At 34.2% G+C, this 13,661-nt stretch carries 21 protein-coding genes and 1 pseudogene; 11 read left to right on the top strand and 11 right to left on the bottom strand.

Going from position 1 to position 13,661, the window contains the following annotated elements:
- Window positions 1-15: 15 nt before the first annotated feature.
- A complete protein-coding gene (locus FD31_RS08835; protein WP_057892414.1) occupies window positions 16-270 on the bottom strand; it encodes a hypothetical protein in 255 nt (84 codons plus the stop codon).
- The gene (locus FD31_RS08840) at window positions 260-619 is read right to left on the bottom strand and encodes a hypothetical protein (protein ID WP_057892415.1); all 360 of its coding nucleotides are present in this window, start codon (window positions 617-619) and stop codon (window positions 260-262) included. Before FD31_RS08840 ends, FD31_RS08835 begins: the two co-directional genes overlap by 11 nt.
- Window positions 620-770: 151 nt before the next feature.
- Between FD31_RS08840 and FD31_RS08845 the strand changes: the two genes are divergently transcribed.
- A complete protein-coding gene (locus FD31_RS08845) occupies window positions 771-1,088 on the top strand; it encodes a hypothetical protein (protein WP_057892416.1) in 318 nt (105 codons plus the stop codon).
- Here FD31_RS08845 and FD31_RS14140 read toward each other — a convergent pair.
- Genes FD31_RS14140 through FD31_RS08850 form a run of 3 tightly spaced genes read right to left on the bottom strand, consistent with a single transcriptional unit; the run spans window position 1,066 to window position 1,635 of the window.
- Entirely contained in the window at window positions 1,066-1,209 is a 144-nt protein-coding gene (locus tag FD31_RS14140) for a hypothetical protein (protein WP_153522048.1), read from the bottom strand. The two genes, FD31_RS08845 and FD31_RS14140, sit on opposite strands and share 23 nt — an antisense overlap.
- Window positions 1,210-1,223: 14 nt before the next feature.
- A complete protein-coding gene (locus FD31_RS14495) occupies window positions 1,224-1,349 on the bottom strand; it encodes a hypothetical protein (RefSeq protein WP_268872423.1) in 126 nt (41 codons plus the stop codon).
- Window positions 1,350-1,374: 25 nt separating this feature from the next.
- Window positions 1,375-1,635 carry a hypothetical protein gene (locus tag FD31_RS08850; protein ID WP_057892417.1) on the bottom strand — a complete coding sequence of 87 codons (261 nt, stop codon included), beginning with the start codon at window positions 1,633-1,635 and terminating at the stop codon, window positions 1,375-1,377.
- A 64-nt stretch (window positions 1,636-1,699) separates the two neighbouring features.
- Between FD31_RS08850 and FD31_RS14145 the strand changes: the two genes are divergently transcribed.
- A complete protein-coding gene (locus tag FD31_RS14145; RefSeq protein ID WP_157049160.1) occupies window positions 1,700-1,858 on the top strand; it encodes a hypothetical protein in 159 nt (52 codons plus the stop codon).
- Here the strand turns inward: FD31_RS14145 and FD31_RS14150 are convergent.
- From FD31_RS14150 to FD31_RS08860, 3 genes are read right to left on the bottom strand one after another with little or no spacing between them, the layout of a single operon-like run.
- Entirely contained in the window at window positions 1,850-2,011 is a 162-nt protein-coding gene (locus FD31_RS14150; RefSeq protein WP_157049161.1) for a hypothetical protein, read from the bottom strand. The two genes, FD31_RS14145 and FD31_RS14150, sit on opposite strands and share 9 nt — an antisense overlap.
- Window positions 2,012-2,014: 3 nt before the next feature.
- Window positions 2,015-2,812, bottom strand: coding sequence for an ORF6N domain-containing protein (locus FD31_RS08855; protein ID WP_057892418.1), 798 nt, complete (start codon window positions 2,810-2,812; stop codon window positions 2,015-2,017).
- 47 nt (window positions 2,813-2,859) lie between these two features.
- Window positions 2,860-3,096 (bottom strand): helix-turn-helix domain-containing protein, encoded by a 237-nt coding sequence (locus tag FD31_RS08860; RefSeq protein ID WP_057892419.1) that lies wholly within the window; start codon window positions 3,094-3,096, stop codon window positions 2,860-2,862.
- A gap of 190 nt (window positions 3,097-3,286) precedes the next feature.
- Here FD31_RS08860 and FD31_RS08865 point away from each other — a divergent pair, with 190 nt between their 5' ends.
- The 5 genes from FD31_RS08865 to FD31_RS08885 all read left to right on the top strand — a co-directional run bounded on the left by FD31_RS08865 (window position 3,287) and on the right by FD31_RS08885 (window position 6,769).
- Complete coding sequence (locus FD31_RS08865; protein ID WP_057892420.1) at window positions 3,287-3,901, top strand: LexA family protein; 615 nt, start codon at window positions 3,287-3,289, stop codon at window positions 3,899-3,901.
- A 39-nt stretch (window positions 3,902-3,940) separates the two neighbouring features.
- On the top strand, window positions 3,941-4,609 hold the full coding sequence (locus tag FD31_RS08870; protein WP_057892421.1) for a zinc ribbon domain-containing protein: 669 nt from the start codon (window positions 3,941-3,943) through the stop codon (window positions 4,607-4,609).
- A gap of 89 nt (window positions 4,610-4,698) precedes the next feature.
- A complete protein-coding gene (locus tag FD31_RS08875) occupies window positions 4,699-5,064 on the top strand; it encodes a DUF805 domain-containing protein (protein ID WP_057892422.1) in 366 nt (121 codons plus the stop codon).
- A gap of 113 nt (window positions 5,065-5,177) precedes the next feature.
- Entirely contained in the window at window positions 5,178-6,368 is a 1,191-nt protein-coding gene (locus FD31_RS08880; RefSeq protein ID WP_057892423.1) for a site-specific integrase, read from the top strand.
- Window positions 6,369-6,478: 110 nt separating this feature from the next.
- Entirely contained in the window at window positions 6,479-6,769 is a 291-nt protein-coding gene (locus FD31_RS08885) for a hypothetical protein (protein ID WP_057892424.1), read from the top strand.
- Between the two features lie 123 nt (window positions 6,770-6,892).
- Here the strand turns inward: FD31_RS08885 and FD31_RS08890 are convergent, their stop codons facing one another.
- The gene (locus FD31_RS08890) at window positions 6,893-8,845 is read right to left on the bottom strand and encodes an elongation factor G (protein WP_057892425.1); all 1,953 of its coding nucleotides are present in this window, start codon (window positions 8,843-8,845) and stop codon (window positions 6,893-6,895) included.
- A 508-nt stretch (window positions 8,846-9,353) separates the two neighbouring features.
- Between FD31_RS08890 and FD31_RS14535 the strand changes: the two are divergent.
- A pseudogene (locus tag FD31_RS14535) lies at window positions 9,354-9,494 on the top strand (sunset domain-containing protein); the annotation flags it as partial.
- Between the two features lie 158 nt (window positions 9,495-9,652).
- Here the strand turns inward: FD31_RS14535 and FD31_RS08900 are convergent.
- Complete coding sequence (locus FD31_RS08900; protein WP_057892427.1) at window positions 9,653-10,306, bottom strand: TraX family protein; 654 nt, start codon at window positions 10,304-10,306, stop codon at window positions 9,653-9,655.
- Window positions 10,307-10,440: 134 nt separating this feature from the next.
- Between FD31_RS08900 and FD31_RS08905 the strand changes: the two genes are divergently transcribed.
- Together FD31_RS08905 and FD31_RS08910 are read left to right on the top strand one after the other, a co-directional pair.
- Window positions 10,441-11,217 (top strand): ion channel, encoded by a 777-nt coding sequence (locus FD31_RS08905; RefSeq protein ID WP_057892428.1) that lies wholly within the window; start codon window positions 10,441-10,443, stop codon window positions 11,215-11,217.
- A gap of 348 nt (window positions 11,218-11,565) precedes the next feature.
- Window positions 11,566-12,033, top strand: coding sequence for a hypothetical protein (locus FD31_RS08910; protein ID WP_057892429.1), 468 nt, complete (start codon window positions 11,566-11,568; stop codon window positions 12,031-12,033).
- A gap of 68 nt (window positions 12,034-12,101) precedes the next feature.
- On the opposite strand, the gene FD31_RS08915 is transcribed toward FD31_RS08910, so the two are convergent.
- On the bottom strand, window positions 12,102-12,704 hold the full coding sequence (locus FD31_RS08915; RefSeq protein WP_057892430.1) for a histidine phosphatase family protein: 603 nt from the start codon (window positions 12,702-12,704) through the stop codon (window positions 12,102-12,104).
- A gap of 167 nt (window positions 12,705-12,871) precedes the next feature.
- Here FD31_RS08915 and FD31_RS08920 point away from each other — a divergent pair, with 167 nt between their 5' ends.
- Window positions 12,872-13,456: a hypothetical protein gene (locus tag FD31_RS08920; protein ID WP_057892431.1), complete on the top strand. Its 585-nt coding sequence runs from the start codon at window positions 12,872-12,874 to the stop codon at window positions 13,454-13,456.
- Window positions 13,457-13,661 lie beyond the last annotated feature (205 nt).

Genomic DNA, 13,661 nt, shown 5'->3' on the forward strand with positions numbered 1-13,661 from the left:
GCTCTCACCTCCCTTCTATGAGTAATAGTGTTCAAAAGCACGTTTGATTTTTTCTTCGTAGTCATTTTTGTCATCTCGTAAAACTGAAATTGCAACTGCTAAGCGTTCAGCACTATTTGAATATGCTTCGGCATCATCTAAACTAGTTGCATTGTTTTGCATGTTGATTGCACTTTCACGTGTAGCTTGAGCGTATCCAATTGAATTACATGCGTTGCCATATTGTCTAATTGCTTCGTTAATGTCTAAAATATCTTGATTAATAGCCATATTGTTTTTCTCCTACTTTATGATGTCTGGATCGTTCATATACCATTTCTTCTTTTATATTCAAAAATATTCTTCTGGCTTTCATTGATTCATCGTTACTTATATCTAGAACATTACTTACATTACAGATAACCTTAATCGGGATATAGAAAGCATTTTTAATTGAATCAAATCCTCTTTGCTTGTAACCTAGTGTTTTTTCTCTGTAGTCCATTTCTTCATAGCAAAAGTCTCTAATTTCTTTACTTACGAATTTCCAGCCTGGGCTAACCCTAGATATTTCTTCTTCATTCATAGCATCGCTAATTGCCTGTGAAATATAATTTTTATCTTCGATTGTCAGTGTCATTCTTGTTCATCTCCTGTTAATTTATCGTCAATGTATTGATCATATGGTTCACAGTCACCGACTGGGCTGTATTCGTCATCGTTTCTGATTCTTATGTCTGTCATGTGTTTCTCCTCTGATATAATTTTTCTTGAGAAAGGAAGTGATAATAATGGGATTAGAATTAAACGGTTTTGATGATCTTTCTAAACAATTGGATGAGTCAATTAAAAAGGTTCATGACTATGCTGGTGATCATCAAGTATCCTTTGATGACATGTTTATTGATTCATTTGTTCAAAAATATACAAAATACAATGATATGAATGAATTCTTTAAAGCTGTTGGCATTGTCGATAATGAAAGTTTCGATAAAATGCCTGACGCAACTTTAGATAAACATGTTTCTGAAAATACTAAGTTCTCCACTTGGGAAGAAATGCAGAACAAGGCATTGGAAGAATACGTCACTCGTCAAATCGGATTTTAGCTTTAAATTCATCAATTTCTTTTAAGACACTCGCCAGCTCTTCGGATAAGGCCTGTGCCTTTTTTAATTTCTTTGCTAACTCATCAATGTTGGTTATTCGATACTTAATCTTCTTATCCATATCCACATCCCTCCTTACATATAAAAGTCTGTATTTTCTTTCAGCCAACCGCGGATACCGTGAAATTTAGTTAGCTCGTATGTAACGAACCAAACTACAACTGGCACCCACACGATTGCTGGTATTGATATGCTTCTCATAAAACTTTGCTCCCACGCTTGTTTTTTATTTAGTCAATAAATACTTGTCTACTTCTTCTTTGTTATAGAACTTCGTTCCACCTACAATATGAAACGGCAAATCCTGTAAGTGATCTCGAATCGCATTATTTGAGATTGGCAGATAATCAACCAAGTCTTTCCACTTCATCCAAGTTTTTGACTGGCTTGATTGTTCGATTGCTTCGGAAACTTTTCCATAAATCTGATTCTGAATACCTGTTAACTGTTGTTCACTTAACATGATTTCAATCGGTCTTGTTTGCATGTAATTCACTTCCTTTATGCTGGTATAATTTAGTTATTCCACATACATTCGAGGTGAAAATAATATGGTTTCTGAACGTGAACATCAAATGGCAATGGCTTTTGCACAAGCCGATGTTGTTGCAAGTAATGCTGAGCATGAAACTGAAAAGCTAGAAATATTTGAAGAAGCTTACAAACATGCTCTAGATGAATTTGAAGGACACTATCAAGATTTAAACTAATCTGATTTTCGCATCTTTTTTTAAATCACTAGATAGATCTTCAAGAATTGCTTGAGCTTGCTCGAATGTCAAATGACGTTCTTGTAGGCTCTTTTTAATTTCTTCTTTAGAACTCAAATACCAGTCTTCTTTGACATAGTTAAATCTGTCCATGTGTTACACCTCCACGTGTTCTCTAATAAATTTCAAACCTTCGTCAAAATACATCCACTGTGGAACTTCTTTATCAGAGTATTTAGACTTACTATTTGACCAACGACCATATTTGTTTTGACCAGGTTGTTCTGCTTTGATTCCGAATTTGTTAGCAATACGACCAACCTTATTAGCGGTAAGCCCAACTTGATTTCCAACATCGGTCGCTGAATACTCCTTTTTTTTCATGACCGGAATAGTCATTTCTCCAGTTAATTCTTTAGCTGCATTAGCTAGTAATGATTGTTTCGAAGAATTAGATTCAGTTGCCATAGCAATTCGGTACATCAAATTTGCTTTTCTAGTAGCTGCATTCTTCTCCATAATTTCCAAGCGCTTGTCTTTTACAATCAATGGATTGTTCTCTCGAACCGCAACCCGCATATTGAAATAGTTATCAACCAATTGGTCATACAGTTCCCAAGCTTTATCATCTTCAAGTAATTTAAGTAATTTGCTATAACCACGCTCAGATAATAGATAAATATTCTTTGTGGCATTAATTTGATTTTGACTAAATCCGCTCTCGTTTAAAACGATAGCGAAATTACCAGTTTTTAAATCGATAAGATCAATGTCTTTCTTAAACCTTTTAATGTTTCTATTTATTAATTCATTGATACGTCCAACAGTTGTACCATGGATCTTTGCAATATCTTTAACTAACATTGCTTTTTTATCTTTACCGAAGCCGCCTTCAATTCCTATAAATTCAATTGATCCAATTTTCTCTTTACCAATTACTTTTAAATTATTCATTACTTTCTTCCTTCCTAAAACTTTTGATTCGCAATTATATTTTTCAATCAATGAATCCGTTCTTTATTGGGAACGTCATTTGTAAAAAAAATCCCGAGCTCATCCCTTGAGAATCCAAGGATAGTGGCCATTTTAGCTAATTCATCAGCACCAATCGATACGAAACCATTTTCACGTTTTGCATAAGGTGTTCTTGTGCTCCAGCCCATGCGACTCGCCATTTGATCTTGTGTGATTCCTTTTGCAATTCGTTCTGCTTTTAATCTTCTCAAATTGATCGTCATTGTCAATCACCTCCGTTCTCTTTCGAGTACGATACTTACTATAAATGGTATGTTCTCGTTTGTCAACACTTTTTGCTAAATTAAATACATAAAGATGTTTTATTCCTATATATTGTATTCTTTTGGGAACGATGATATAATAGAAACATGTTAAGGAAACATAGTATTTAAATAGTTTTAGGAGAAAATTATGAGAACTAACGATGAAATTATGAATATATTAGATGATTTAAAATCAAAACAAAATTTATCTATAAGTGAAATAGCACGCAGAACCGGTATGGCTAAATCAGCTGTTTCCAGATATTTTAATAGAACAAGAGAATTCCCTTTAAATCGCGTAAATGATTTTGCCAAAGCATTTCATATAGAACCTGATTATTTATTGAATATCGATAACTCTCAATCTCCTAAGCATAAAACTGTAATGATTCCTATACTAGGCGAAATTGCATGTGGAGATCCAATAACTGCAGAAGAAAATATAGAAGGATATTTGGAGGAGCCTGAGGACTCGCTCCCAAGTGGTACCGTATTCTATCTAGTTGCTAAAGGTCATTCAATGGAACCTACCATTCCTAATGGCTCCAATGTCTTAATTAGAGAGCAACCAGAAGTTGAGGACGATGAAATAGCTGCAGTCCTAGTTAATAGTGACACTGAGGCAACTTTGAAAAGAGTAAAACACCAAGGCAATATGATTATGCTAATGCCTGATAATAAAGATTACAGTCCAATTATTATCACTTCAGATAATCCCGTAAGAATTTTAGGTAAGGCCATTCGCTATACTACTAACCTCTGATATACTTATACTGATTAAATATATATTTATGGGGGAAATATGAACGATATATCAATAATAATTAAAACACCATTCACAACTGCAATTGATACTAAGGAATCTGAAATTTTAATTAACAGATCAGGCGTTGATTCAGTAGTTGAATATGGTCCAGACAAACGCCAAGATATTCAATATAGCGATATTAAAAGTATTGATTTTAAACCTGTTGATGAAACTGATGGTTATATCAAAATAATGGGTTTAGAAAATGCTACTATACCTTTTGACAATGCTGAGCTTAATTCAAAAATGCAATCTTTATCAGATTTTTTAAATGGCAAAATAACGAATTATATGGACTCTGGACAAGCGCAGGGAAACAGTGAATTTGAATACTGTTATAACTGTGGTTCAAAGATAACTAAAGGAATCAAATTTTGCCCTAATTGTGGAGCAGATCAATACAACAAAAACGCTGTATCTAATCAATCCAATACAACCTCAAATGCTTGGGGAATTTGGCTAACTATTGGTTGGATATGCTTTTCAATAGCCTTAATACCAAAATTGAGCATTTTTCAACTATCAGCTTTTGTAATTGGTTTAACCGTTCAATTTAAATATGGACATAAAGCAGCTGGTATGGCTTTATGGATAACTTCTCTAGTTATTTTCATACTCTCATTTATGTTTGGATTTATGCTTGGATATTATTATGGTATTTAAATCACACAAAAATAAATCTAAGTTTCAAGTAGGCTTTCAGTCCAAATACTGAACGACATTAAAAGCTGAAAACAAAGGGGAAATTTATAATGATAAGCTCATATAAAAAATTCTGGAATAATATTTTTAATTTTTCAAGCACTAGTTCTCGCTCTGATTATTGGTGGCCAGTAATCATAAATTATATCTTGTCTGGTTTGATTATTAGCATCATTCAAAAAATGATGGGGCACCCAATTGAGGACATATATAACCTCACCGATTTGACAGCAAACTGGGCACTTTATATTATAAATATCATCGTTTGGATAGGAACATTTACAGTAAAGGTTCGTAGATTACATGACACCGATCGTTCAGGCTGGTGGTTATTAATCGATTTGATTCCAGTAATCGGTACAATTTGGTTCTTTATATTAATGATATTACCTTCAAAAAGAAGCCGTTGGAACTAAATAATTGTAAATAAGTCTCATGTAGGCTTATTTATTTTTACCAAATTTTAAGGAGGTGATGCCCTATTCTTACTCTAAATTTGCGCTCCCACGCTTAATTAGGAGTAAATAAAATGAGTTCAATAACAAAATATAAATTAAAAAACGGTAAGGAACTATACAGAGTTCAATATACAGCGGGCATAGATTCATTAACAAATAAACCTGCCAGAAGGTCTAAAAGAGGTTTCAAGACGCAAAGAGATGCAAAACTATGGATGGCTAAAACTCTAACAGACATAGATATGTACGGTTTTGTCTCTAACCCAGATGCCACTTTTAAGGAAGTTTATGAGTCCTTCAGCATTAGATATGCGCAAACCGTAAAATCAAGCACATACAACCGCGTAGAAGGACTATTTAAAAAACACATTCTTCCAGTCTTTGGTAAAAAGCAAATTAAAAAGATAACAATTTCAATGTGTCAAGAAATGGCTAATAAGTGGTCTAAAAAGTATGTTGGATATTCATGTCTTATCAATTATACAAGTAGAATATTTAACGAAGCACTTATTTCAAATATTGTTCATAGTAACCCAATGAAATTGATTGTTTTTCCAAAAGGAACAAAAAAAGACACTCACAAATTAAGTGAGGATAAATTTTGGGATAAATCTGAACTGCAAATATTTTTAAGTCAATCAAAAAAATACTACAGCAAAAAAAATTCAGAAGCAGTAGCTTTATTTAGATTATTAGCTTTTACGGGAATGCGAAAAGGTGAACTTATCGCTTTGCAAGTGAAAGATTTTAGCTATAAAAATAAGACGCTAGTTATCAATAAAACGTTAACTACAAATAAGAATCATAAAAAATCTGTCGATAGTCCTAAAACAGAAAACGGCACACGCACTATATATCTTGATCAGAATACCGCAAATATTTTGAATCATTGGATACATACAATGCATAAAAAAATGCTTGCTTTAGGATATAACACATCGTCGTCCGAACAACTATTGTTTCCAAGTCGAAGAAATAGTCTAATGACACCATTAAACGTAAACAAGTGGATGGATAAAATCATTAATTCATATAACGATGATGACAAAAATGAAATAAAGCTTAAGAGAATTACGCCCCATGGATTACGACATACATGGATTACAATGGCTGTAGAATCAAAAAAGATGACTATCAAGCAGATTCAGCAACAAGTTGGAGACAGTGATGTGAGTACAATTCTGAATATCTACACACATGTTACCAAGGAAGCTAGCAAGAAAACAATAGATAGTTTTACCGATTATGTTGGTATAGAATAAAAGTGAGTCACGGAGTGAGTCACGCTAATTACGCAACATACAAAATCCTTTTGTATCAATGCTAAAACGTGGTTCGATTGAATAGTAAATAATTTTAGGGGATTATTATTATGCAAACCAAACAAAGACTGGAGCTCATTGAACAAGAATGTCAAATTAGAAATGATCTAAATAAAATTCAATTTACCCATTACTTCACAAACCAATTCATGGAACGAAATACGAAATTTTTTTGTATTGAAGAATTCTTCGAATCCGTTGGCGTAACGAGTCAAAATGCATTGGAACGACTGCCCATTGAATCTTGGGAAAACCACGTTCAACGGTCAACCAAATTTTCCTCGTGGCAAGAAATGCTTAATTCTGCTGGGGAGGAGTATGCCCTAACCAATTTTCAATAGTTAGGAATCTCCAGTTATTTGATGATATATTTTTGAAATTATAAATCAATTAATAAAGGACTGTGTCTAATCGGATATTTAACTAAATCCCGATTATATACAGTCCTTTTCATTTACCATTTCCTAAATCATATATCCAACATGTGCCATTTGTGGAACCTCATTCCAAGCCACTGGATAACCTGCACCATGTGCACAGAAGACTGAATCAGGTGTGTTTTCTAAATCTGATACGGGATCATAATCTGCTGTATCTATTATGGCTTCTGCATTATGACATGGTCGATAACCATCTACAATGCACTCTAATTGTCCCTGCCCATGGGTATATGAATTAACCGTTTGAGCATATCCTTGCATCTCGGAAACTGGGGTAAATCCAGTGACTGTCGTTAAGGTTAATTCTCCTTGATCAGGTGAAATATTTGGTGCATCAAAATTACCGTTCATTTTTTGAATATCATTCATTGCCCGACCAACTTGATCTTGAGTAACCTCTAATCGGAAACGATACCATGGTTCTAATAATTGACAATTATCACTTTGCTTAGCCATCATCAATCCCTGACGAACAGCACGCCAAGTTGCTTCGCGGAAATCTCCACCAACTGAATGAACGTTGCTAGCTCGACCGTTGATCAAAGTGATTTTCATGTCAGTTATGGGAGCTCCTGTTAAAACGCCAAGATGTTCTTTGGCTTGTAAATTACTCAAAACTTGATGTTGCCAATTACTTGGTAGCACGTCCAGACTACAATCAGAAGCAAACACTAGTCCACTACCAGCTTGCAATGGCTCCATCAGCAAGTGTACTTCGGAATAATGACGTAATGGCTCAAAATGACCGACACCTTCAACTGGTTTGGCAATTGTTTCCTTATATAAGATGCTACCTTTACCAAAACTGACATCCAAATTAAACCGCTTCAATAATAATTGTTGTAAGATTTCTAATTGTACTTCACCCATAATTTGGACACGGATTTCTTGGAGATGATTTGACCAAGCAACGTGTAGTTGTGGATCTTCATCTTCCAATTCACGTAGAGCTGTCAAACAGGCGTGAATGTCATTATTTTGTGGATTTAAGGCATAATTCAAAACTGGTTGAATCGTTGGTTTCAAACTATCTGTTGCTTGACCTAAGCCTTGACCAGGATAAGTATCAGTCAATCCAGTAATTGCAGCAACTCCACCAGCGGTTAGTTCAGGTACGGTCGTAAACTTTGCTCCATCATAAACACGTAATTGATTGGCCTTTTGATCTTTAACCAAAACTGTTTTATTTGGTAAAGTTCCCCCAGTAACACGAACCCAAGTTAGACGTTCATCCTTTTCATCATGCGAGATTTTAAAAACTTTGGCCGCAAAATCAGTTCCATAATTTGGTTCAATCGTCCATCGTTTCAAACCGCCAAGAAAATCATCCACTCCTGTAACCTTCAGTGCTGATCCGAAATAACATGGAAAAACTTGTCGTTGACTGATTAACTTTTGAATCGTTTCGTCAGCAATCTCACCACTATCTAAAAAGCTTTCCAAAATATCATCATCTTGCATCGCTATTTCTTCATAAGATTCTTCCGGAATATCAGCAGACTCTGGACTATTAAAAGCAACACATCCCGCCGATAATTGAGCTTGCAACTGTTTTAAAACGGCTGCTTGATCGACACCATTAGCATCTACTTTATTAATAAAAATAAATGTTGGTACTTGGTAATGTTCTAGCAAATGCCAAAGTGTTCGAGTATAACCTTGCACACCATCCGTGGCAGAGATAACTAATATGGCATAATCCAATACACTCATGACTTGTTCTGTTTGTGATGCAAAATCGACGTGTCCAGGCGTATCTAGTAATGTTAACTCTAAATCATCGTATTTAAGATTCGCTTGGTGGGAGAAAATTGTAATACCACGTTTCTTTTCTAATTCATCTGGGTCTAAAAAGGCATCCCCTTTATCAACTCGACCTAACTTTCGCAATGCTCCAGAACGATACAACATCGCCTCAGATAAAGTCGTCTTACCTGCATCAACGTGGGCCACAATTCCTGTGACAATTTGTTTCATAACTTTCTCCCCCTCTGGAAATAAATTCACGCTAATAAGTTTATCACATCCTTCACAATTCCATATTAAAAGACTATTGGCTCTGATATAATTAGCCTTATAAATTATTTTATAGGGGGAATTAATGATGAAAAAGGGATTACTTTCAAGTCTTATTGCTACAAGTCTGATGCTAGTTGGTTCAATTTTTCCAGCAATCGCTCAGGCTGATACAACAACAACTTCAGCTGTGAATATGTCCGAAACAGGAATCGTCACAACTAACAAGTTAGCTTTTCTAGCTGGTCTCCATGGCAACCTCTTTACACGTATTACCGACCGTGGTTTAGCTCCTAATACACTTTGGTATTACAACCAAACAGTTATCGGTGCTGATGGTTTCAAATACTATCGTGTTGCTACTAACGAATGGGTTGCTTCTAACTACCTTGGTAACGTTCAGGATAAAACACCAACTGTAACAACTCCACCTGCTAAAACACCTAACATTGATACAAATACAACTAATGGCAAGATTATTGGTAATACAGATTCAAAAATTTATCATGTTCCTGGCCAACGTAGTTACAATATCAATTCAAAGAATGCTGTGTTCTTTAATACCGAACAAGATGCACTTAATGCTGGTTATCGTAAATCATTAAGATAAGCAAAAATCCATCAAATTAATGATGGATTTTTTTTATTGGAAATTAGCAATTAAATGAATCAACCATAAGTGTAATGGATAGAAAATATAAAATAGATACTTCAATTGAGCACTGTACTTACCGATTTTCCCGTTATAAAAATGTAGTAACGGGATTATTAAGATAAAAACATATCACTTGCATTCATGGCAATACCGTCAAAAATCATCAGTGCCGTTGGATTAGGTATTGATAGCGCCGCAGGCAATTCAATTACAGCCATAAAAATGGCTAGAGCTAAGTACCATAAATTACGTTTCTTTACACTCTTATGTGTTAGCTGAGTAATAAACATAACTGGCAAGATGATAAAACTACCTTCGAGAATCGGCAAAGATCCGACGATTAGCAATATGATAGAAAGAATTTTCAAACTTCGATTCTTTTTGACATCTTGTTGTTGATTGTCCCACAACCAAATCACAACTGCACCAAGGGCCAACGTTAGAAAAATATTGTCACCGAAAATTGACATAGCAAATTGTTTTCGTAAAACAAATAGATTCATCAAGTAATTACCTAAGGCCATGAAGATGCCCCAACCGCACAGACGTATTAGGTAATCTTTGCGACTATGCGTATAGTGCAGCCCTTCGACAACTAAATAAGCAAAGCCAACAGCTACAACTCTCGTAATAATATGAAAGAAGTCTGCCAGATATGGTGAAATAAAAAAAGTGATATGATCTAAAACCATCAACCCCATTAAGATGATTTTGAAAGTTTCCCGATTCATCGCCTTCGATGAAATGTTAGGTGTGAATTGTTGCATATATATATTCTCCTTTACTCGTTAATCCCATTATTAAAGAATTTTTTAGCAAAGTAAATATACCTAACACAACCGTTAGTGCTATATTACAAATTAGTAAGACTAAAAAAAGACCACTTATTAGGATTGATAAAATGAAAAAATTTCAAAAGTTTCTCCACTCAGATAGTTATTATGTCGTTATTGCTTTAGCTGGATTGGCATCGTTGGTAATTCTGGTTTTAAATTATATTCCTGGTTTCGACGTTTCCAAATCACCTTATATTGAAATTGATATCACAACATTATTAATCTTTTCATTTGATTACTTTGGGCGACTTTATTTAGCTAAAAATAAGGGTGCCTTTTTCCGTCATAATATCGTTGATTTATTGGCTATCCTGCCATTTAATACACTTTTCAATGCGTTTCGAATCTTTCGTGTAATCAATGTAATTCGTTTTGCCAAAATCTTTACGCTAGTTCGTTTCATCGGAACTGCTGGTAAGATGCAAAAAAATGCCAAAAAGTTTTTAAAAATCAACGGTTTCATTTATTTGACAATAATTTGTGGAATTGTTTTAGTTACCGCTGCAATTACCTACTCACTCGCTGAAGGCGTTTCTTTAAGTAATTCATTTTGGTGGGCAATTGTTACTGCCTCAACTGTTGGTTATGGTGACGTGGCTCCAAAAACACTTGTCGGTCGCTTGTCTGCAATTTCACTGATGATAGTCGGTATTGGTTTTATCGGAACACTTACAAGTACCATCACTAACTATGTCACGACTGAAAAAACAGTCAAAAGCGACGATAAGCTCGACCGTATTCTCTTAAAACTGGACAAATTAGAAAAAGAAAATCGCAAATTACGCAAGGATGTGATTGAATTAAAAGCCAAAGAATTCTCTAAAGATAACTCTAATAAGTAAATTTGTGACTAGAATAACGTTTTCATTGATATTTTTTATTTTTTTAAGTACATTTTTATTTAAGTTGTAATATAATAAGTTTGTTAGAAGAAACCCAAAATATGCAATAATACAACTAAAATTCTCATTTAGTACAATTCTTCTATTAGAATAAAATTCTTCTAACAAGAGCCACTACTGTTAAAGTAGTGGTTTTTTTGTATTCTTTTATCAGTTTCAGAGCATTCTCACGATAAATTTTTTCTGACGATTTACTACGATGCATAAATATCATGCTATATCAAATTAGAATGGAAAGTTAAACCAATTCTCCGCTATACTGAATTCAAATATTTAGGAGTCTTGTCAATGAAGAAAAACGCTATTCGAATTTTGATACTGTTAGGAATAACTTTCTCAACTTCTACATCTATCACTGCTTCCACTACTGTCCTTGCTCAAACCGATAATAAGACTGAAGCTCGAATCAACAAAGAAGATACTAAATTACGTAAGGTTAATCAAACTCTGAGTCGAAAACTTTATACAAAGCATCAAACACATCACGACTGGTCAAAGTTTATCAAAAATTTAAGACTGCTTAAAAATAATCAAATTGAAATTTACGTTAACAACAATTTTCTCAAACTGAAAGAACAACAAAGACAAGATATAATTAATCAAGCCCAGTTGTTCACTATTCGTACAACTGACTATTTCAAGGATTTTGATCAAGCTGCGTACCTTGAAGGATTGCCCACTATCACCTTTTGTAATGGTAATTATTTAGGGCGTTCCAAGTATCTGAACAACAAAGAATTTATTTGGTATAACTAGAAACGATAAATAAGCCCACCAAGTTTTTACTTTACTTGATGGGCTTTTAATATGAAAACAAACACATATTATTTAAATATGCGGCTGTAGTATTTCAGACTAATTTGATCATCCATCACTACTTTTGATAATGAAACATTATTTGGTATTGCCAAAATTCGTCTAAATGGGGCACCCTCTAACAACAAGGCGCTCAAACCAATTGAAATTGAATTGCCATGCGAGACAAAAACGACATTCTCATATTCAGATTTAGCATAGTAATTTATTGCCTCAACCATCCTATCAGCCACTGATTGAATCGATTCGCCATTTTGAGGAATCATCAGCGGATCATTTTTGTAGTATCGGTCTACATCTTCTGGAAATTCACGCTTAACATCTTCAAGCGAGCGACCCTCCCATGTTCCAAAGCCAATTTCCTTGATTCTTTCATCAAAAATCAAATTATTATTCTTCAAATGTAGTCCTTTGGCAGTCTCTTTAGTGCGAATCAATGGGCTACAAACGAGTAAGTAATTATCAGGTAAACTGGCTTGCATCCCCACTCTTGCATCTGATAATTGTTGTTGACCAACTTCATCTAATTCTGAATTGGTTTGGCCACCTTGAAATAATCTTTTACCGTTTAAAGTTGTATGTGCATGTCTTATGAAATATAAATTTGTCATTAGATTTGAAAATCCCATCTATATATTTGTTTTGATTACATTCTTAATGTTAACACTTTCCAAATGTGGTCTAGCCCATATTTATAATTAATTTTGTATTTACGCAAATAAGCATTTGTTATACTGGAATGGATCAAATACTTTCATTACGTTTAGGGGGAACTAAAATGAAAAAATTAATTACTTCAACATTACTAATTGCAACTGCTCTTTCTTTAGCGGCATGCTCAAATAATAAAAACAACAGTTCAAAAACTGAGAAAAAAGAAAAGACTACATTAGTTTCTAAGAAGAAATCCACTCCAAAGAAAAAGACAGTTTCTAAAAAGAAACCATCTCAGAAAAAAACTGACGACCAAAATGCTAACAGTACAAATACTAATAATCAAAATAATTCTCAGCAAACAGATTCTACACAACAGAATCAAAATTCATCTAACCAATCCCAACAAGCTTCCGATAACAATACGAATAATCAGCAAGCTCAACAACAACAATCTCAAAGTAATGGTTCCAATCAACAACAAGCTGGAGGTATTTCATATGATGAAAATACTTTGACTGGATTTGTTAATAAATATGGTGAATCACCTGCTGCTTACAAAGTTGACCATGACGGAATGAGTCAATTGCAGGCTTTGCAAAGTACACCAGATTCAATGAAGACCTTTGGTGAAATGCAAACACAGACTGGCATGGAAAACGGAAGTCTTAATCCTGATGGCAATGCAGCTGATCAATTCGGTTATTAATAAATAAAAGGTGCCGTTTGTTGACTCCTTTACAAAATCATACATAATTAGAATTGACGAACAAAGAGATCACATTTAATTATGCGGTCTCTTTGTTTAATTCAGATAACCTTTAAGTTCCCTAATTACCATTCTCTCCATAATTGTTCATATTGTAGTCTGTATTTGATAATTTATAAAATTGGCAAATTTTATAATCAAGTTA

The organism is Companilactobacillus nantensis DSM 16982 (assembly GCF_001435815.1).
GTDB classification, from domain to species: domain Bacteria; phylum Bacillota; class Bacilli; order Lactobacillales; family Lactobacillaceae; genus Companilactobacillus; species Companilactobacillus nantensis.